We start from the raw sequence: 18,251 nt of genomic DNA, 5'->3' as shown, positions 1-18,251 counted from the left end.
CCAAAAAGGCTGGAAAACGTGGTTTAAAAAACCATTTCCGCTACACTCAAAGGGGCGCTTCTTGGCGGGTTTCGCCTGATCTCGTCGGCATCGGGCAGGCGGTCTAAGTTGCCTGCCCATGTGCCGAACAGTTGCTGTATTTTCCATTGGGGGCTGTCGGGTTTAATTTGTATAATCCTGTTCTTTCGCTGTGTTCTCATCTTTATCCTTTTGTTCCCATAGTCGTTTCGAAGCGGTACTGCGCTTCGCCGTTGACGATCTCCGGGCCTGTGATCTTAGCATTCGTTAATATCGGATATGTCCCGCCGTAAAAATGCTGTACATCGCTAATGGTGAAATTCTCGTTCGGGTCCGTCAGGCGGATATCCTGTCCGTTGACTTTATGCAGGAATACCCGCTGTAATTTGTTTACTTTCATGGCAATTGCTGTTAATCGTTGAACTGTTGTGTTAGCTTGTCATAGGTTTCCTTACTGGTTTGTATTTCCCTGCGTTTTTTATTCAGGACTTCGGCCTGTTCGGGATATTCGGCAGGGTCGGGCAGCTGCGCCAACGCTTCGGTATATTTCATCTGTTTGGCCAGTTCTTTCGCCTTTTCCATTGCTTCGTCATAGAGGCGTTTCTTTTCTGCTTTCGCCTGTTTGTCGTCCGCCTGCCGGGCAAACAGGTCGTCCGGTTCGTCGCTGTCGTTATCTTCGTCAATCTCTATGGCTGCCTTTGCCTTTTTGATGTTTTGCGGATTCTTGTTTTTCGCCTTGTCCAGTTCCTTTTGGTAAGTTTCCAGATTATGGATCAGTCCGATGGTCTGCTTGACCGGGGTGGTCAGTTCCGTAAAAAATGCTTCGTCCAGTTCGGTAGCTGTTCCGCCGATGGTCATCGGCGGGAGGGTATTCCCTGCGGTCGCCGAAATTTCGCCATTCCGCAATACGACCGAAACGGTCAGCTGCCCCTTGTTGTCGTTGTGGATATTCAACAGCATATTGCCCTCAAAGGCGAATGTGCTGATCTGTTCAAAAAAGTTCGTTTTCATATGGATTAAGATTTAAAGAGGTGGTTCAATACTGCGAGGGCAAGCCAAAGCATACCCGCCCACAGGGATAAATTGGCGATCATCGAAAACAGGGTTTCCAATATCGTCGTACAGATTGCACGACGATAGTAGGGGAATTGCTGTAGTCCTGCCACGTTTCGCCGGTAAAACCTGCGCCTGCCGATCAGGCAGCGGATAAGCAGGCTGATTGCGATCAGTAATAAAGCATAGGGATTGTGATAGTTTCCTCCGGTGTTCATGGTCATTGAAATAAAAGTTCTACTGCGGGTTTGAATTTCGGGTCGCCGTGTTTGGCCTGTGCCACATACTGCATTAAGGCATGGGCGCAGAATATGGCCGTATAGCCGTCGAATAACTGGTCGGCGAACACGTTCGGGCTTTTATACAAGTCACGGGTATATTTGGCCATGATGCGCTGTACGTCTTCGGCCAGTCCGAACCAAAACTCCACGCCGAAGAACTGGTCTTTCCAGTCCGCAGCGATCTGCTCCCGGTTGTTCAATACCGTTTCGGTCAGTTCATTCAGGTAGGCAAGGAATGCGGGGATTTCCTCGTTCAACAGGTTGTGCAATAGCCTCGCTTTTTGCACGTTGTTCAATATTCTCAAAGGCTGCATCTGTTCTGATTTTAAAAAATAAATTAAAAGCAGGGGGATTGCTCCCCCTGCCGGGTTAAGAAAGTTTGAGGGCATCGACACCACGGCGGGCGAAATCCCCGCAAAGATTGAATGCGACCTGCGCCCGTTGTTTGGCTGTCCCCTCGATGATCGACTTGAATTTGGCATCGCCGTCCCTGAAATTGCGGACGTTCTGATAATAGCCGGTGATGGCGTTGTAAGCGCCGAACAATGTCCCGGCAGTGGTTTCCATCTGCTGCGTTTCGTTCCCCATCGCATAGGCGAAAGCATTATCGACGATATTGGTATAGGTGCTTGACAGCTTGTCAAGCAGGCCCAGTTCCAAATTGCTGATGACCTCCTTGTTCGGGGCCATGGCCAACTGAATCAATTTTTTTACCTGCTTGTCGGTAATGCGCACCTTAGTCCAGTGATTGAACAATTCCTCCAGTTCGGTGGCCATCGTATTGGAAATTCCCATGAGTGTATGCGCCTGTTTCAGGCGGTCATTGGCCGAAGCGGTGTGCCTGATCTTGATAGCCCCGGTCTGATTGCGGAGCGCAGCATTCAGCGTATTGTTACAAACGATACGGATGGGCGTAAATGCTGCGGAGATACTACCAAAACCATCATGCGAGGTAGTCAGGAATAAGTATTGTTCGATGAGATCCGCCCTGCCCACCTTGATGTAGTCCGGCAGTTTGGCGGTAATGAACACCCGTTCACCCTTGCCCAAAGCGCCTGCGGTTTCGTATTGTATACCGCTGCCACCGCCGACGATGGCATCAAAGAACTGAAAGGCATCCGCATTTTGCACCACTTCGTAATCCTTGCCGACCACACCCAGCACGCTGTTGTTATCGTTGCGTACCGTAGCATAAAAATTAGGAACTGCAATTTTGCCCAAATCCTCGCCGTTGGTCAGGTCGTTTTCTAACACATTGGTGAACAAAGGGCGCTTTTCAACGGTATAGTCCAATCCTGCAAAACGAATCGCCTCGGCGCTTGTCGGGTAATCTGCGACGATCTGCCCGAGGCCATGCCATGCTTTTTGTTTCACGCTAAAGAAACTTGTTTTTCCGGTCTGCTCGTTATAAAAAAGGTTGTGTGCCATGATCTTAAATTTTAAGGCTTAAAAAACGGATGGATTAGCGTTGTCTTTGCAAAGTGCTCTGGGTGTCGCTGTGCTGTGATGCGCCTAAAAGGGTGATCTCGTTCGTGTGAAAGTTGAGGCTCGCCATTGGTTCTCCGTCCCTGCTTACCCACGGTCTTGCACTCATGTGGCCGTACAGCTGTACCAATAAACCTTTGGTCAGGTATGGCGCTAATTTGTCGGTTCGCCAGAATGAGCAATCCACGTAGGTAGTTTCCTCCTTTTGTTCCCCGTTTGAAGTGTACCTGCGGTTGATCGCCAACCTGAACCCGGTCACTTTTTTGTCGGTGTTTGTCTTTCTTACGGTAGCATCCGCTACCAATCTTCCTGTGATCTCCATGATGTTCAATTTTTAAATTTTACCAATTCGTTAATTTGCTTTTCCCTTTAGCCGCCTGCCCCTGAATGCTGTTTTCAAAAGAAAAAACGGAAAAAAAGAAAGCCCGGAAAGGTGCCCGCGCGGGGCAAAAGGAAACGGAATAATTGGAGGGGACCCTTTGGGGAGGCGGCCGTTTATGCCGTAGTCTTTTGCGGATGATGACCAGGTCTTATTGCCGCGGGCAAAACCTTCGCTGGCCTTTTTATCCGTTTCTGGCGAAAACAGCGGGTAGGTCCTATAATTTTCCAAACCTTCGGATACAAATGCAGGAATGCTATGATGCGTTTGCCGAAATTCAGCCTGCAGGACTGCTGGCGATTGTTGTATACGTACAATAGAAACAGGGGAGTCGCGTCCCCTCAGGAAGATGATGTTGCCGCAGGGCTGGCCTGTTTTACCAGTTGATCCTCTTCGATCAGCGGGGACGGGCAGATCATAGACGAAACCTTCGGACAGCAACACTATCAATGTCGACATAGCCGTCGAAGATTTGCAAATCCTGAGGAAGCAGCTACCAATCAATAAAATGTCGCTGTAAGACAATTTTGGGGGAAACATTCCGGTTGCCGCTTTCATTGGCCGTTAACCGAGGTACGTCAATCTTTATATTTACGCTTGTCGGCGGGAGGTCAACGGCAACCAGAGCAACCTGATCTGTGAAAATGTCGCGCTCAAGAAGAACCAGGCAAAAACGAACTACTGGTGGGCAACTGTGTTAGCCGGGCGCGACCCTTTTAGAGTCCCGGCAGAACATTTAATGGCTATGTTCAGGGCCAATGGCTAAATATGATGGTTTCATCACAATATAATGGTACCTGTAAAATGGAAATTTTCTGCAAGCCCGGTTTGCTCCTGCTATGGCGCGCCGGTAAATCGTGTTATAGGAGCGTTTTTTTACTTTTTCTCAAAGTTGCACCTTTACTGAACTATGAACTATATTTTATGATCCCGGTTATTTTTAAATCGTAATACTTCGGCTACTTAGGAGAATCTTTTTAACAGCTTTACATTTTCTCTCGATATTCGGGCGATAAAGGTATCGCTTACTGTTATTTTAAGGTTTGGGGAATCGTCGCTATTTATTTCCATATGATCAGGTTTATCTAATCCGTTTTTCTCGCAGATTTCCACTATCGCGTCATCGAACGCTGCAATTTTTGATATGTTTACTTTGAAAATCATAAATTGGAAAAATTTGTTAAATATATTGACTTTCAGCAGGGAACAACCTTTTAAAAAAATGTTTATAGCGTTGGCCACTGTGGCAACAATTATGATAGTTGTAATCATCGTAATGGCAATATATCTTTCTCCGTTGCCACCTCAAATAATTTCCCCGCCGTCAGAACCAATGCCGTTCATTGACCCGACACACTGAGAGAAACATGTTGATCGCCGCGCGGAGTTCCGGGAAGCGGGGTCTATCCGGGCAGTTTTCCATGTGCATCAGCGCCCTGGCGGAATGCCACCTGTAGAAAATGCCGAAGGTCCGGCCAAATTCAAGGACCGGGAAAAGCGATGCTCAAAGCCAAATTTTGAAGTCAGAAAGAAGATTGCTTTACCGACAGCTAAGAATATTGCGGATCCTTGTCTCGGTCGTATTTTTTCCATGGCCGTTTCCCGCCACTCCTGACCAACCAGCTGGGCTGTAGTCGTCGCGGACGGAGTTTGCGCACAGGCCTTTCAGGCGATAATAAATTTTTGCAGTACAATTACAAAGGTTAAAAAAGCCTGCATGAACATTTTTGGCAGACATAGGGCACTGAAATGGTATTTTTCAAACATTTTAAGAATATAATCCTTTATGATAAAATCTTTGTTATGACTAAAAAGAAAAACCTATTTGAACGTTTTGCAAATTGGGCAACCAATGCGACTGGCAGTTCAACTGCTTTTATTGTTGCCGCTTTAACGATTGTCATTTGGGCGGCGACCGGCCCTTTAGCCCACTACTCAGAAACCTGGCAGCTGATCATCAATACCGGGACGACAATCATTACTTTCCTGATGGTTTTTCTGATTCAGAAATCGCAAAATAAAGACTCCAAGGCAATACACTTAAAGCTGAATGAGCTGATCGCTTCGCATGAAGGCAGTAGCAACAGGATGGTCAACTTGGAAGATTTGAGTGAAGAGGAATTAGATCAGTTACGCAAGTTTTATATGAAACTTTCCCGGCTGGCTTTTGATGAAGATGATATCACCTGCACGCACTCTATCGATGCGGCGGAGGAGAATCACCAGATTAAAATGGGGCATTATCAAAGCCGCAAAAGTTATGTTACGGGCAGCTCGGGGAAACCGAATAAGAAGGATGTGTTAATCAAACCAGCTGCAAAAAAATCCTCGGCAAAATCGGTAAGTAAAACAAAATAATGGAAATTTTACGATCTTATGGAGCACGCCTTTGATGATAAAATGATGAAATGCAGCATGGCATATCAGTAAGACCCCAGGCAAAACCCAGTGGAAGAAAGGTAATTTTTTGCGCTACGCCGTTCGTTTCGTCGATCTTAAATTCCAGCCAGGCCTTACCGGGCAATTTTATTTTGGCATACAACGGAACGTTTCTATATTTGCTTAAAGCCATAAATTCATTGCCTCTTTCGGCCACGATAGGCCTCGGCATAAAAGGGACATAAATCGGTCATCAGTGGCTGATTTTATCCACAATCAGACAGCTGTTTGCAGCGGAAAAATTACAATAAAGCAAAGGCTATTATTAATCACCAAACTCACCTATTACCAATTCCTTACTTCAGCTGTTTCGTTTCTCAGCGATGGCAGCCAACATTGTTTTGAAAGGCTGGTTGAACTTTTCAATGGCCTCCTGTTCCAAATGAGCAGTGATTTGCTGTAGGTCGATGCCCGCATGATGTAGCTGAATCAGCGTATTGTCTGCCGAATGGAGTCCCGATTCCAGGGTATCAGTCACTACTCCATGATCGCGGAAGGCGTCAATAGTTTCCAGTGGTGCGGTATTGACTGTATCGGGCCCGATAAGTGCTTCAACATACTTGGTGTCCCGGGCAGAAGGGTCTTTGCTGCTGGTGCTGGCCCACAGCAAACGTTGCGGTTTAGCACCTTTATCGGCCAGTTTCTGCCAGCGCTCTGAATGAAAAACCCTTTGATAGATAGCATAAGCTTTTTTAGCCGAAGCGATTGCGACCTCGCCCTTCAGGTCCTTCAACCCTCTATCTACCAGTATGGGATCGACGAGCACATCAATGCGGCTGAGGAAAAAACTGGCGACCGAGGCGATCTGGCTAAGGGGCTCTCCCTTGGCGAGCCGGTCTTCCAAACCGGAAAGATAAGCCTCGACCACGGCTTCATAACGCTCCAGGCCGAAGATCAGCGTAACATTGACGTTTATTCCGGCAGCGATCGCCGCTTTGATAGCGGGCAGGCCGGGCAGGGTGCCGGGGATCTTGATCATGACATTTTTTCGGTCGACCCGTTGCCACAAGTTCTTGGCCTGGCGGATAGTTCCTTCGGTATCTAAGGCCAGCGCTGGCGAGACTTCCAAGCTGACATAGCCATCAGCGCCCACCACATCGTCATTATAAACGGGATCAAAAAGGTCAGCCGCCTGCTGAATATCGGCGATAGCCAGTTCGAAAAACAATTCTTCGTCGCTTAGCGAACTATCGGCTTTCGCCTTGATGTCGGCGTTATAGTCCGAACTCGAGGATATGGCCTTTTCAAAAATTGCCGGGTTAGAGGTTACGCCACGCAGGCCATCCTCATCGATCATTTGTTTGAGCTTACCGGTATTCATGATTTTCCGATCGATAAAATCGAGCCATATGCTTTGCTTGTGTTGGTGGATCTGTTTAACTTTATTGTCTGCCATAAGAGCTGTAGCAAATGGGAAATAGTTCTCCGCCAAGCAGGAAAAATCAAATGCTATTTAAATAACCCGGCTTTACAACTTATGTTTGTGAAGATGTCAGATAATAAATACTTTGACTGAGTCGCGTTCGTAACGTTATCTTTCCCAGAAAATCGTCTAATTTTTGACGAGAGAGCAGTTTGGGTATCTATACTTGCCGTTAATTACACGATACAGCAGCTGGGTAGACTGAAATGAAATGTCGAACCTTTATGCTCTTCACTTTCTACCCAAATCTTACCGCCATGGTCGGTCACAATTTTCGAAGTTATATAAAGCCCCATACCCAATCCGGCGTGCGTTTTGCTTACGTCTTCAGCGCGGTAAAATTTATCAAAAATGGATGTCATGGTATCTGCCGACATACCTATACCCTGATCTTTAATTGATATAGTAATATACCCCTCACTATCAAGAACTGAACCAACTTCTATGTCTGTATTAATGTTTGAATATTTGGCCGCATTGCCCAAAAGATTCGAAAATACCTGCTCCATCCGTAGGGTATCGATCATTACATCAGCATCATCCCCCAGAGTGCTGTTAATGGTATGATTAGGCATAATACTTTGCATCACTGCTAACTGCTCAATGATAAAACTATTAAGCTTCACTTGCTTTAAATTGTATTGCAAGTTGCCATTTTCAGCCCGCGAAATATCAAGCAGTTGCTGCACAAGCGAGTTAAGCTTGGTAGACTGCAAGTCTATTTTATTTAATATTCCCTTCAATCGATCGGAAACCGGTTCTTTAGTGGTTTTTGCCATCTGAGTGAAGGCTTTTAAAACAGTCAGTGGTGTTTTAAGCTCATGGCTGGCAATGGAGATAAATTCAGTTTTCTTTTCGTCTATCAGTTTTGTCCGTCTTAATTCCTCTTCCTGCTCCGCGGTTAGTTTGTGCAAGTGCGAGTTTCGTCGTTTTATTTCTTCGTAAGGATTAAGGGGCTGTTCCTCCTGAAAGAATTTTTTAAGTATGCTGATCTTAACCGCGTCGAGCTTTAATGACCGTGGCAGCCCCAGCTTCATATCTATAATATAAGCACCATTCTGGCCGGTTAATTCAAACTCAGGCACCAGCTTTTGGGCATAGTAAAAACCTTCATCGCCAGAGGTTAGTTTGATTTCGCTATTGAAGGTTACGTTGGCCTTTAACACATACCGTGTTTTATTTTGTTCAATCCCAATAGCGAGCGTGCCGTTATCGGTGTATTCAATAACGGCCCGGGCCACTTCAGATACAGCAGTGGCAAATGTGGTTTGTGTCGCCACGGTTAATCCAAGCTTTTCGGCAACCTTCATCGACCGCTTGTGAGCAAGCACCAGGTCCATTTCATTCTCTAGCGAGATGCTTACTATTTCTGTCATTTATTTAACTTTTGCAATGATCACTGACATATCGTCATTTTTACGTGCATGGTCTTTATATATGGCGGCGGCTAAAATGGAAAGATCGTATTTATACATTAACGGGTATTTTGCCATATCGATCCGGGTTTTAATCCCGTCAGAACAAAGCATCAACTGGTTGAATTCATCAGCGGGGTACTGCTGGTCGTTCATGGTATTGGGTATGTTATGGCCCACGATGCCGTTGTACGACATATGGTTTTTGAAGTTTATAGGTCCAAACATGCGCGCTGCAATATTACCTACGCCTGCAGATGACCACTTTTTTTCGCCGTAATGATAGCCGACTACATTTATTACCGCTCCACGGGTTTTTTTTATATTCGCATGAATAAATCGCAATGTTTCCGTAGGACTGTAATCAGGAAATACTTTGAATGCGGCGGCGGCCTCGTTAATAGCCTTGTTAGCCTCGGGGCCGTGCCCTAAGCCATCTGCCAGCATCATCTTTAAATATTTATCTGTTTTTTTATACACAAAGCCATCGCCGCTTGTTTTTTCGCCCGGCTTGGATACCACTATCGGCCGCATGATTACGTTGTCGTCCGCTTTCGACTTTTCGGGGTCGCTGTAAACACGGCTAAGTACTATGGTCCCCCAGCCTGGTTGCGAATAAAGCTCAAAAGTATCCGAAAGGCGTTTCATGCTACCTAAACCATGGCCTAAAGTATTTGTTGTTGAAACCCCGTCAACCATCATCCGGGCCGGGTTAACCATTCCGGGCCCATTATCAATGCTGATCAGTTCAATGTAAGGCGAGCCTGCGTTGGCAAAAGTACCCATCAATATTTCGCCATCGTCACTGTACTTATACAGGTTAGATGTCATTTCGGCTACAATGAGGTCAAGCTCATTGATGCGGCCCGCATTCATCCCGGCCTCAGTTGCCAGCCGGTGGATTTCTTTTTTGATCAGCGAGAAATAACTGCGGTCGTCCGCTGCAAAACTGATATGCGTAGCGTCAACCATTGGCCCATTTTATGATGGTAACAGTCGTGCCTTCGCCAACTTTACTCTTGATTTCAAACTCGTTCACCAGTCGTTTTGTGCCGGGTAATCCCAGCCCAAGGCTTTTACCTGTAGAAAATCCATCGCGCATGGCGGCTTCAATATCAGGGATTCCCGGTCCTTTATCAGAAAATACCAGCCTGACACCATTATTACGGCCGCTAGAAACAACCTCGATCTGGCAGACGCCGCCATTGGCATAGCGCATCATATTGCGTACCAGTTCGCTGGCTGCTGTAAGCAGACGGGTCTGATTAACCAAGCCCATTTTAATTCTTACGGCGACTTCTTTCACCCGGTTTTTTAAAAAAACAACATCCTGCTCTTTTAGTACCTGCACGGTGTCTTTACTGAGTGATAATATCATCGTCGGTCGATTCCTGATCTATGTCTTCTTCATCTATATCAATCATCGATTTTAGCAAGCTCATGCCACGCTCCATGTCCAAAGCAGTATGCACACCTTTTAATGGTAGGCCCAGTTCTATCAACGTAATGGCAACCGCGGGCTGCATGCCTACAACTACCGTTTCTGCATCCAGTATTTTCGACATGCTGGCGATATTGCCAATAATACGTCCCATAAATGAATCAACAATCGTTACTGCCGATATATCTATCAAAACTCCCCTGGCATTCGTCTTATTTACCATCTGGACAAGGTCGGCCTCCAGGTTAAGTGCAAGGCGGTCATAAAGATCAACCTGGATCGTAACCAGTAAAAAATTGCCCAGCCGCAGAATAGGAATTTTATCCATTATAAAGCGATATTAAGATTTAGCGATAATGTTTGATTTTCTCACTTCCAGTTTCATCAGCTTAAAAGAATGTGATAAAGCGCTTGCTAAAGTTGCCTTGGTAATGATATTGGAAAGATCGATACCGAGATGCACGACGGTCTGGGCAATCTCGGGGCGGATACCGCTGATAATACATTCAGCTCCCATCAGCCGGGTGGCGCTAACCGTTTTAATCAAATGCTGGGCAACAAGAGAATCTACTGCGGGCACGCCTGAAATATCTAATATGGCTATGCTTGATCCGGTCTCCACTATTTCCTGTAGCAGGTTTTCCATTACTATTTGTGTGCGCGCGCTATCCAGGGTACCTATGATAGGCAGGGCAAGGATACCATCCCATACACGGATCACCGGTGTCGATATCTCGGCTATCTCGTCAGTTTGCCTTAAGATCACCTCCTCGCGGCCTTTTATAAAGGTCTCGAAAGTAACAACGCTGAGGTTATCCATCAGGCGGTTTATTTTGAGGCTTTCAGTAAACAATTGCTGCGGATCGTTGCCTATTTCTTCCTTGAGTACTTCGAGTAAGGCCTCCTTCAGTGAAAATACGAAGTTGCCCGTTTCGCGGGGGCTGAATCCCTGGCGCGCACGCGTTATGGCAATGCCACCTAAAATTTCAATGACCGGGCTCCATTCGTCAGAATTAAGGTTGGTAAAATTCTCGCTTGATAAATTGCTCACCAAGGCTTGAACTAACTCTTCAGACTGGCTTCTCAGTTCATCGTTACTGATCAGATCTTCCCGCAGACCTTCATCGGCCAGTTGGTTCTTCATCCAGAGTTCAAGGATGTTTTTTTTCTTTTTTTGTAGCAATTGATGTGTTTTAAGTGACATGGATGAAGAATAGGGTAAATGATTAGTTGACCTTACAACCCAAACTTGGCAAAGTTGAATTAATGCGGAAAGTTAGATAACCCTTTTCAAATTAAGAAATTTATGTAAAAGAATCGATATGTTTTGTTCAGATAACTTGCGCATAATATTTGAGGACCTTCTGTAAGTAAACCAGAACAAGAAAAGTGACAAATGTCAGGTGAACGCGCAATAAATGGACTTGTTTGTGAATGGCCCAGCGTGTTTATGCCGCGAAAGTTACTTTACTGGTTTCAATTCTATGGTTAACTTTCCTGTGACAGATAACCGAAAAAATTCATAGGCAGATTGATTGTCTCCACAAGGTCTTTTGCGGACGATGACCGGCTTTTTTCGCCGCGCGTCAGCCCTTCGCTGGCCTTTTTATCCGCATCTCGCGAAACAGCAGATCAATCCCCGACAGCCATTCTCCACTCAATAAGATACAAATGCAGCAGTAACATGATGCCTTTGCCCCTGATTCGCCTGCAGGACATTGCTGACGCCACGGCCCTATATTCTCCACATTTGGAAATGCGTATACTCCATCCCTGCAACGATGTTCCCAGCAAATGACAAGGTATAGCAGGTATGAAAAATAGGTATTGATTGTCAATGCGACATTTAATATTTTATGATTGATTTAGCTATTACTTATGAAATATCGTTTTGCCAGTGCTTTGCTGCTGCGGATGCCCAGGAGGAGCGAGGCCGATTATACTACGGATCTGGCGGTAATCCTTGCAGACCCTCTTTTTCGAACTGCTGTGTTGCTGGCCTCGCCGGTTTTCTATAGCCGGATTCAGCAATCCCGTTTTCGTCCGGATCTCTTGTCGGATAAACAGCAGTTAACTTTGCTGAAATATTACAACCGCTTTTGTTTCCGGCCGACACCATTTGGCCTTTTTTCTTCTGTTACGCTTGCGCGATGGGATGATCAGCCTGTTTCCGGGGATACCGTGATCAGGTATCATCCCGTTATCCGTGCTGACCAGCACTATCAGGCAGCGCTTGTAGGGGCAGGGATAAAGGAACAAAGAGCTGCGGTGGGTACTCTCGATCCGAATCCCAGCATCTACAGGGTTCTGCATGAATTCCGGTTCCTGAGGAGTAGTCTTAATGAAAATTTCAGCATCCGCAATTACAGTCTGCAAGCTATCGCCTTTTCAAAGCTGCTCAGCGACCTCTTAACTTTCTGCCAGGGCGGTAAAAGCGGGAACGAACTCGTCACCTATATCGGTACGGAAGCCGGATGCCCGCCTGATGAAGCTGATGCTTATCTGGAGTTTCTCATCGACGCCCAGTTCTTGCTGGACAGGAACCGCAGCAATATCACGGGTACTGATTTTCTCGATCGGCAACCCAATGAACGGATTCAGGCTGCTTCCCGAAAACTTTTGCGTGCGCACGTTATTGAAGAACAATACTTCAGTTCGTTGAAAGCAGCGTTAAGGGCCGATCTTCCGCAGGGCTCCCGGGAGCATGTGAAGGACGAATTGAGCGTCATTCTTCACCGTTTTTCAACCGGGGAAGTCCTGAACAGTTCGATTCAATTCCAACTTGCGTCCGCTATCGATGCGCTTACCGTTCTTGTGCCGGATGTAAAAAACACCGCGATGCAGGCATTCGCCAGGCGATTCAACAACGATTTTGAAGGGCAATGTATTCCGTTGCTTGCCGCGCTTGATCCGGAAGCCGGTATTGGCTATCATGTGCCTGAATCCGACCCGCATCTCCCTTTACTGGAAAATTTACACCTTCCGCTCAATATCCCTGTTGAAGATTCGATGGTTTGGACGGCCGCACAAAGCCTGCTGCTGGAGCACTGGCATGGCGAGCGTTACCGGCAAACCGGTGTCATTCACCTGGAAGCGGATGACCTGGCAGGGTTGCAAAGCGGGCAAAAGCCATCTGCGGCGCTCGGGATGTCGGTACTTTTCAGGCTGGCGGGTGAACAGGTTGTGATCGAAAGTGCGGGCGGAAATAACGCACCTGCGCTTTTGGGCCGTTTTACGATCGGCGCTCCGGAAATCGCGAGCGCGGCAAAGGCGATGGCAAAGGAGCAGGAAGCACAGAACCCCGGAGTGATCTTTGCCGAGATTCTCCATCTTTCCGACCCACATACGGATAACATCAACAGGCGGGAGCAGATCTGGCAGTTTGAACTACCGGTAACCGCGGTTTCGCTGCTGCCGTTAGAGCGGCAATTGGAATTATCCGACCTGTACGTGGCAGTTTATGCCCAGCAAGTTTTTCTATACTCCAAAAAGCATCAAAAGGTGGTGGTGCCGCGGCTGACCTCCGCCTATAATCATAGCTTTAACAAGTTACCCTTATTTCGTTTTTTGGCTGATATTCCTTATCAATACGGAAAAAGTAGTTTACTGCTCGATCTGCGCCAGCTTTTCCCCGGACTCGGATTTTACCCGAGGGTCGAGTTCGGCGGAACGATCCTTTTTTCAGCGACCTGGGTCATCAGGGAAGCGCAGCTACATAAGCTGGGTACAAATTCTATGGAGAAAAACCTGCAACAGCTGCACATTTTGCGGGAGGAACTGCGCATACCCGATGTCATTGCAATTGCAGAAGGAGATCAGCACCTGCATTTCGATTTGGGTAACCAGCCGGAAGCAATTTTTTTTCTCCATTGCAGCCAAAATAAAAGTGAGGTCGTTTTAAAGGAGGTTATTGGTGACGAGCCGGCCCGGCAATATAATGCGTACCTGCTGCCCGATGATGGTTTCAAACTTCCGCCATCAGCAATCTTTAAGGACCATCCAGGAGAACGGCGAGGAACCCGCCGTAAATATATCCCGGGTTCCGAATGGCTTTATCTTAAGATATATGCCCCTAAAATCAGCGCTTCACGGCTTTTGTTGAAATTGCGGCCGATCCTCCGAAAAAAGTTCAGCCATGGAAGGATCCGGCGATGGTTTTTTGTTCGGTATGAAGACCATGCACCGCATATCCGGGTACGCATGCTGGTCGATCAAATGGATATCAACGAAATTTTAGGCGCATTTAAAGTTAAACTGGAAGACCGCGTCAGGCAGCATGTGGTCCGGGAATACCAGGTCGATGTTTACAGCAGGGAGCTGGAACGCTATCATTATGCAGGTATCGAGAAAACGGAGATATTTTTCTGGGCAAGCAGCGAACTGGTGCTGCAGGCGATCGATTCGATTACTGAACCAAGTGCTCTGTTTCTGTTTGCACTAAGATCTACCTTCGAAATACTGCTTAATTTCATTCGCGAGGAGGAAGACCTGCTGGTTTTTTGTTATCAAAGCTATACGCTCTTTTTAACCGAGTTTAAGGTGACGAAGCTCCATGTGGAACTGGACCGGAAATACCGTAAACTTCAACAAGCAATCGAAGCGGCACTTGACGAAAGCAATGTAAAGTACCTGAGCGCACAATGGAAATCGACCAGGTATTTTCTCCGCACCGTCCGCGACCTCGCACAAAACCCTGCCGGCGACGCAACGGAAAGAAATCAATTTCTGAGCAGTATCGTGCATATGCATGTCAACCGGATATTTACGGATGAGCCAAGGAAGCAGGAAATGATCACCTACTACCTCCTTTATAAATTTCTGCTGGCTAAGAAAGGAAAGGCAAAGCATACCGGCGAAAGACCCGCTTCTTAGCTGTTAGGAGGACCTGTTCACCGCATCGCCCCGCAGCAAAAGCTGAGGCGCAGCAAAGGTCAGGATGCCCGGCCGGTCTTGATCAGTCTGGCATCCATCATTTCCAGGAAAGATTCCTTGTAATTATTCCCCATGACCAATACCCGGCCATTTTCCAGTCTGACCCGCGCTCTTTCCGTTATTCTGATGTAATTGATATTAACGATAAATGAGCGGTGTATCCTGGCGAAATATGACGGCAGATGAGGTATGATCTCTTTAATCGTGAGGTAGGTCATATGTTTGGTATCACGGGTATGGATCGTAATATAATTCCCGGCCCCTTCGATGTAGACTACCTCATCCATTTGAATTCTCACCATCCTGCCCTTGATCTCACTTTTGATATTAAAGAAATCCTGAATTCCTGCAGGGTAAACTTTAGAACGCCTGGCTATCTTGCGTTTGGCGCGATGAACACAGTCCGCGAAACGGTCGTAACTTATCGGTTTAAGTATGTAATCAAACGCTTCTTTCGAAAATGCCTGCAAGGCATACTGGGGAAACGCGGTGGTGAAAACGACCATAGTGTAGAGATTGACCATACCTGCCAGTTCAAGCCCCGAAAGCAATCTCATGTCGATGTCGATAAACGTGATGTCAGGCGCATGTTCCCCGGTGAGCTGGTCCAACGCGGTCATGGGATCCTGGGTAGCCCCGGTCAGTTCCAATCCGGGCATGCGCGCAATATATTCTGTCAGCAGATCAATGGCTCCGGATTCGTCGTCTACGATGTAGCATGTCAGGTTCATAAGCTAATAGTTAAGGTTATCGTAAAATGTTCATTCTCGTCCCTGATCAGCATCGAATAGCGGTCCTGATAATGATTCTGCAGCCGTTTTTCAATGTTTTTCAACCCTAGCCCGCCGCTGGGATAAAGGCTTACCTGCCGCTTTTTATTGGATGCTTCAAAAATAAGGCGATTTTCTGCCAACTCAAGGCTGATACGGGCGGGATGTTTCTTGTCCCCTAAGTCGCCGTGTTTCAGCATATTTTCTACCAGTGTGATCAGCGCGAGCGGAATGATCTCCCTGCCTTTCAGGCGGCCTTTCTTATGGACCCGGACGAAGAATTCTCCGGGGGAACCTCATCGCACAAAGGGCGATCAGGTTTTCCATCTGTTCGATTTCCCTGGGCAGCGGTATTGTTCCGGTACCGTTGGCGCTGACCAGTGAATACCGCATGAGCTCGGCCAGGCGCATGATGCCTTTGCCGGCCGCGTCAGAAAGTTTGTATACGGCACTATGAATAAAGCTCAGGGAATTGAACAGCAGGTGAGGACTGATCTGATTCTGGAGGTAGGCGTTTTCGACGGAAAAAATCTGATTTTCCAATTCCAGGTTCCGCGTAATCGCCCTGAGCCTCCCGGTTTCTTCCTGGTAGGCTTTTTCGCGGAACCGGGCCAAGTAACGGGTCGAGAAGTAAGCGATGCTCAGACCTGTAAAACTTGCGCCACGATACAGATTTTCATAAATATAGAGATGTGATACAGGCAGGTGTCCCGACCTTAAAGTAAAGTAGCCCGTCAGCAGGTTATCCAGTACATATTTGATGGCCAGGTATACCGCCAGTTCCAATATGATCAGGCAGGCTGAATTTAAATATCGTCTCCGTGTCTTTAAAAACGCAAAGCTGAGCAGTACGTGCGCATTGAAATAAAACAGGGATATGTTAAGGCCATAGTAGATCAGCAGCGGTGCGGGGGTGATATGGATACGACTCGTTATCGCCACAAAGCCCAGTTCGTAGCTGATGTAAATCAGCCAGATAAATACATGAACCATTAATTTCTTTTTTAACGTCATTGTTTCACGATGCTTGATTGAATAGTTTGAAAGCAAAGCTTTTTCTGCATGGCGCAAATGCCTCGTTGCGTAATAAAGTTAACCACGGACATCCGCTCGGATAGCTTTGCCTGAAAACTGAAACCGATGAAAACGCAAAGAACAAAAAGACTGATCAAAAGGGTCAGTACGGTATGCGATTACCAGGCACCTTTCCCCAAAAATCATTTTGGCGAGACTGATCCGCCCACGGGGACGGATCCTACTAATACAACAGTTACCAGTATAACTACGATTAGTAGCCATATTGTTTTGAAAGTGTGAATAATTATAAATAATTCAATAATAAGCGATTTTCTGCTTGTTTTTTGATTTTTTATCAACGCATATATGATTATGCGGCTTAAAGTATTTTATGTTACTGAAGTCTGAATTATTAGATATCGAGAATTTAATACTTTTAGCCCTGCAGGATGCCGCCGGGATCGCAGGGCCAACGCTGCCTCCTGATCTTTTCCGTTTAAGGAATTTATGTGAAAAGGCCATGAACAACTGGACGACCAGGATTTTCAGTGCGGCCAAAGACCACGTGATCAGCCGGTACGTTCTGTTTCACCAGGCCGGTATTACGCAGCTTTCCGACCGGGTTGACCGGGCAAACCCTGCACTGCCGGCAGCCGGCAAATCTTTGTTCATCCAGGAGATCCTTGCGGAACTGGAGCAGCTACTCCAGTTCCTGCGGCAGCGTTGTTATCGTTTTTTTGACCTCGATTATCACGTTTCCGCCTATACGGTGAGGCAGGAAAAGCTGGTTATCGCGGCATACCTTGATCAAATAGCCGCTTCGGCCACGCGGGGTGCTGCCCCTGAACTTTTAAGTTTGCTGTGCGCGGATGTGGAGGACTACCTGGCAGACGGACAGGTCTCCGGTCTGAGTTACCGGAGGTTGGCGAAGATCGACGGTCTGCTTACGCTGGTCCTTGATGAACTAAACCGTGGTGATGCAGCTACGACGGAGCGACTCGTCCGTATCTTATTCAAGCGAAACCTGAATTCTCACCGGTTCGCCAACTGGCTCAGGCGCCACTACCAAAACCGGGCCGGCGAACCGGAAAACTGGATTGCGCGGGAAGCCGACGCGTTATTCGATATCCATGTGAACCCCGACGACCGTTTCATCAGGGAGCTTCCGTCGATCGACGAGCAGATCCTGCCCTGGTTGCGGCTGCAGGTAACGGATGCCGCAACCGATCCTCTGGCGGCATACCCCGGAACAGATGAGCAAATGCGGCTGGTGCTGTCCGTACCGCAGTTCGCCATGTTTGTCCGTGTCTTTCACAAGAACGGGTGCTTCCCGGAGCAAAACGCGGCAGCGATCATGCGTTTTTTCATCCGGCACTTTACTTCAAAAAAGCAAGGGCGGATTTCGATCAAAAGTTTCAACCATGCCTTTTACAGCAAGGATCAGCTTACTGCGGCTGTCGTGCTGGACTACCTTCAGCGAATGGTCGCCTATGTCCATAAAGTTTATTTTCCTAAATAAGATGCCTATGAAAAACTGATACCCGCAGGAATTGCTAGGTTCACCTGTTTCGGTTGACGGGTGGCAAACCTGTTCATTT

At 47.1% G+C, this 18,251-nt stretch carries 22 protein-coding genes; 4 read left to right on the top strand and 18 right to left on the bottom strand.

Annotated features, from left to right (window positions below; translation table 11 throughout):
• Positions 1–23 precede the first annotated feature (23 nt).
• The 8 genes from DEO27_RS31535 to DEO27_RS21270 are packed head-to-tail and all read right to left on the bottom strand — an operon-like array spanning position 24 to position 3,774.
• Positions 24–200 (bottom strand): hypothetical protein, encoded by a 177-nt coding sequence (locus DEO27_RS31535; RefSeq protein WP_190295172.1) that lies wholly within the window; start codon positions 198–200, stop codon positions 24–26.
• Between the two features lie 2 nt (positions 201–202).
• Positions 203–418: a PRTRC system protein C gene (locus DEO27_RS21300; protein ID WP_112575354.1), complete on the bottom strand. Its 216-nt coding sequence runs from the start codon at positions 416–418 to the stop codon at positions 203–205.
• An 11-nt stretch (positions 419–429) separates the two neighbouring features.
• A complete protein-coding gene (locus tag DEO27_RS21295; protein WP_112575355.1) occupies positions 430–1,029 on the bottom strand; it encodes a PRTRC system protein E in 600 nt (199 codons plus the stop codon).
• 5 nt (positions 1,030–1,034) lie between these two features.
• Positions 1,035–1,289: a hypothetical protein gene (locus DEO27_RS21290; protein ID WP_146750130.1), complete on the bottom strand. Its 255-nt coding sequence runs from the start codon at positions 1,287–1,289 to the stop codon at positions 1,035–1,037.
• 2 nt (positions 1,290–1,291) lie between these two features.
• Positions 1,292–1,666 (bottom strand): hypothetical protein, encoded by a 375-nt coding sequence (locus DEO27_RS21285; protein WP_146750131.1) that lies wholly within the window; start codon positions 1,664–1,666, stop codon positions 1,292–1,294.
• Between the two features lie 55 nt (positions 1,667–1,721).
• Positions 1,722–2,780, bottom strand: a complete 1,059-nt coding sequence (locus tag DEO27_RS21280; protein WP_112575358.1) for a DUF932 domain-containing protein — start codon at positions 2,778–2,780, stop codon at positions 1,722–1,724.
• Positions 2,781–2,814: 34 nt separating this feature from the next.
• A complete protein-coding gene (locus tag DEO27_RS21275) occupies positions 2,815–3,159 on the bottom strand; it encodes a single-stranded DNA-binding protein (protein ID WP_112575359.1) in 345 nt (114 codons plus the stop codon).
• Positions 3,160–3,189: 30 nt separating this feature from the next.
• On the bottom strand, positions 3,190–3,774 hold the full coding sequence (locus DEO27_RS21270; protein WP_146750132.1) for a hypothetical protein: 585 nt from the start codon (positions 3,772–3,774) through the stop codon (positions 3,190–3,192).
• Positions 3,775–5,019: 1,245 nt separating this feature from the next.
• Between DEO27_RS21270 and DEO27_RS21265 the strand changes: the two genes are divergently transcribed.
• Positions 5,020–5,574 (top strand): low affinity iron permease family protein, encoded by a 555-nt coding sequence (locus DEO27_RS21265; protein WP_112575424.1) that lies wholly within the window; start codon positions 5,020–5,022, stop codon positions 5,572–5,574.
• A gap of 16 nt (positions 5,575–5,590) precedes the next feature.
• Here the strand turns inward: DEO27_RS21265 and DEO27_RS21260 are convergent, their stop codons facing one another.
• The 7 genes from DEO27_RS21260 to DEO27_RS21230 all read right to left on the bottom strand — a co-directional run bounded on the left by DEO27_RS21260 (position 5,591) and on the right by DEO27_RS21230 (position 11,138).
• Complete coding sequence (locus tag DEO27_RS21260; RefSeq protein ID WP_112575363.1) at positions 5,591–5,827, bottom strand: hypothetical protein; 237 nt, start codon at positions 5,825–5,827, stop codon at positions 5,591–5,593.
• 129 nt (positions 5,828–5,956) lie between these two features.
• The gene (gene tal, locus DEO27_RS21255; RefSeq protein WP_112575364.1) at positions 5,957–7,051 is read right to left on the bottom strand and encodes a transaldolase; all 1,095 of its coding nucleotides are present in this window, start codon (positions 7,049–7,051) and stop codon (positions 5,957–5,959) included.
• Between the two features lie 203 nt (positions 7,052–7,254).
• Positions 7,255–8,454: a sensor histidine kinase gene (locus tag DEO27_RS21250; protein ID WP_112575365.1), complete on the bottom strand. Its 1,200-nt coding sequence runs from the start codon at positions 8,452–8,454 to the stop codon at positions 7,255–7,257.
• Positions 8,455–9,465, bottom strand: a complete 1,011-nt coding sequence (locus tag DEO27_RS21245) for an ATP-binding protein (RefSeq protein ID WP_112575366.1) — start codon at positions 9,463–9,465, stop codon at positions 8,455–8,457.
• Positions 9,458–9,871 (bottom strand): anti-sigma regulatory factor, encoded by a 414-nt coding sequence (locus tag DEO27_RS21240; protein WP_091221043.1) that lies wholly within the window; start codon positions 9,869–9,871, stop codon positions 9,458–9,460. Before DEO27_RS21240 ends, DEO27_RS21245 begins: the two co-directional genes overlap by 8 nt.
• Entirely contained in the window at positions 9,852–10,262 is a 411-nt protein-coding gene (locus tag DEO27_RS21235) for an STAS domain-containing protein (RefSeq protein ID WP_091221041.1), read from the bottom strand. The genes DEO27_RS21240 and DEO27_RS21235 overlap by 20 nt, the downstream gene beginning before the upstream one ends.
• 12 nt (positions 10,263–10,274) lie before the next feature.
• Entirely contained in the window at positions 10,275–11,138 is an 864-nt protein-coding gene (locus tag DEO27_RS21230) for an STAS domain-containing protein (RefSeq protein ID WP_112575367.1), read from the bottom strand.
• 674 nt (positions 11,139–11,812) lie between these two features.
• Between DEO27_RS21230 and DEO27_RS21225 the strand changes: the two genes are divergently transcribed.
• Positions 11,813–14,806: a lantibiotic dehydratase gene (locus tag DEO27_RS21225; RefSeq protein WP_112575368.1), complete on the top strand. Its 2,994-nt coding sequence runs from the start codon at positions 11,813–11,815 to the stop codon at positions 14,804–14,806.
• Positions 14,807–14,865: 59 nt separating this feature from the next.
• Here DEO27_RS21225 and DEO27_RS21220 read toward each other — a convergent pair whose 3' ends face one another.
• The 3 genes from DEO27_RS21220 to DEO27_RS21210 form a co-directional block, all read right to left on the bottom strand.
• Positions 14,866–15,597 carry a LytR/AlgR family response regulator transcription factor gene (locus tag DEO27_RS21220; protein ID WP_112575369.1) on the bottom strand — a complete coding sequence of 244 codons (732 nt, stop codon included), beginning with the start codon at positions 15,595–15,597 and terminating at the stop codon, positions 14,866–14,868.
• Positions 15,594–15,836 carry a hypothetical protein gene (locus DEO27_RS21215; RefSeq protein WP_112575370.1) on the bottom strand — a complete coding sequence of 81 codons (243 nt, stop codon included), beginning with the start codon at positions 15,834–15,836 and terminating at the stop codon, positions 15,594–15,596. Before DEO27_RS21215 ends, DEO27_RS21220 begins: the two co-directional genes overlap by 4 nt.
• Before the next feature lie 61 nt (positions 15,837–15,897).
• Positions 15,898–16,629 (bottom strand): histidine kinase, encoded by a 732-nt coding sequence (locus tag DEO27_RS21210; protein WP_190295171.1) that lies wholly within the window; start codon positions 16,627–16,629, stop codon positions 15,898–15,900.
• A 147-nt stretch (positions 16,630–16,776) separates the two neighbouring features.
• On the opposite strand from DEO27_RS21210, the gene DEO27_RS31530 reads away from it, so the two are divergent.
• Positions 16,777–16,953, top strand: a complete 177-nt coding sequence (locus tag DEO27_RS31530) for a hypothetical protein (protein ID WP_190295169.1) — start codon at positions 16,777–16,779, stop codon at positions 16,951–16,953.
• Positions 16,954–17,044: 91 nt separating this feature from the next.
• Positions 17,045–18,172, top strand: coding sequence for a hypothetical protein (locus DEO27_RS21205; protein ID WP_146750133.1), 1,128 nt, complete (start codon positions 17,045–17,047; stop codon positions 18,170–18,172).
• Positions 18,173–18,251 lie beyond the last annotated feature (79 nt).

This window comes from Mucilaginibacter rubeus (assembly GCF_003286415.2).
GTDB classification, from domain to species: Bacteria; Bacteroidota; Bacteroidia; order Sphingobacteriales; family Sphingobacteriaceae; genus Mucilaginibacter; species Mucilaginibacter rubeus_A.
The sequence above is the reverse complement of the archived record's forward strand: the minus strand, read 5'-3'. Positions and strand labels throughout refer to the sequence as shown.

Coding starts and splice junctions, on each gene's coding strand:
- DEO27_RS31535 (WP_190295172.1), bottom strand. CDS start 200: ATGAGAACACAGCGAAAGAACAGGATTATACAAATTAAACCCGACAGC.
- DEO27_RS21300 (WP_112575354.1), bottom strand. CDS start 418: ATGAAAGTAAACAAATTACAGCGGGTATTCCTGCATAAAGTCAACGGA.
- DEO27_RS21295 (WP_112575355.1), bottom strand. CDS start 1,029: ATGAAAACGAACTTTTTTGAACAGATCAGCACATTCGCCTTTGAGGGC.
- DEO27_RS21290 (WP_146750130.1), bottom strand. CDS start 1,289: ATGAACACCGGAGGAAACTATCACAATCCCTATGCTTTATTACTGATC.
- DEO27_RS21285 (WP_146750131.1), bottom strand. CDS start 1,666: ATGCAGCCTTTGAGAATATTGAACAACGTGCAAAAAGCGAGGCTATTG.
- DEO27_RS21280 (WP_112575358.1), bottom strand. CDS start 2,780: ATGGCACACAACCTTTTTTATAACGAGCAGACCGGAAAAACAAGTTTC.
- DEO27_RS21275 (WP_112575359.1), bottom strand. CDS start 3,159: ATGGAGATCACAGGAAGATTGGTAGCGGATGCTACCGTAAGAAAGACA.
- DEO27_RS21270 (WP_146750132.1), bottom strand. CDS start 3,774: ATGAAAGCGGCAACCGGAATGTTTCCCCCAAAATTGTCTTACAGCGAC.
- DEO27_RS21265 (WP_112575424.1), top strand. CDS start 5,020: ATGACTAAAAAGAAAAACCTATTTGAACGTTTTGCAAATTGGGCAACC.
- DEO27_RS21260 (WP_112575363.1), bottom strand. CDS start 5,827: ATGCCGAGGCCTATCGTGGCCGAAAGAGGCAATGAATTTATGGCTTTA.
- tal (WP_112575364.1), bottom strand. CDS start 7,051: ATGGCAGACAATAAAGTTAAACAGATCCACCAACACAAGCAAAGCATA.
- DEO27_RS21250 (WP_112575365.1), bottom strand. CDS start 8,454: ATGACAGAAATAGTAAGCATCTCGCTAGAGAATGAAATGGACCTGGTG.
- DEO27_RS21245 (WP_112575366.1), bottom strand. CDS start 9,465: ATGGTTGACGCTACGCATATCAGTTTTGCAGCGGACGACCGCAGTTAT.
- DEO27_RS21240 (WP_091221043.1), bottom strand. CDS start 9,871: ATGATATTATCACTCAGTAAAGACACCGTGCAGGTACTAAAAGAGCAG.
- DEO27_RS21235 (WP_091221041.1), bottom strand. CDS start 10,262: ATGGATAAAATTCCTATTCTGCGGCTGGGCAATTTTTTACTGGTTACG.
- DEO27_RS21230 (WP_112575367.1), bottom strand. CDS start 11,138: ATGTCACTTAAAACACATCAATTGCTACAAAAAAAGAAAAAAAACATC.
- DEO27_RS21225 (WP_112575368.1), top strand. CDS start 11,813: ATGAAATATCGTTTTGCCAGTGCTTTGCTGCTGCGGATGCCCAGGAGG.
- DEO27_RS21220 (WP_112575369.1), bottom strand. CDS start 15,597: ATGAACCTGACATGCTACATCGTAGACGACGAATCCGGAGCCATTGAT.
- DEO27_RS21215 (WP_112575370.1), bottom strand. CDS start 15,836: ATGCTGAAACACGGCGACTTAGGGGACAAGAAACATCCCGCCCGTATC.
- DEO27_RS21210 (WP_190295171.1), bottom strand. CDS start 16,629: ATGGTTCATGTATTTATCTGGCTGATTTACATCAGCTACGAACTGGGC.
- DEO27_RS31530 (WP_190295169.1), top strand. CDS start 16,777: ATGAAAACGCAAAGAACAAAAAGACTGATCAAAAGGGTCAGTACGGTA.
- DEO27_RS21205 (WP_146750133.1), top strand. CDS start 17,045: ATGTTACTGAAGTCTGAATTATTAGATATCGAGAATTTAATACTTTTA.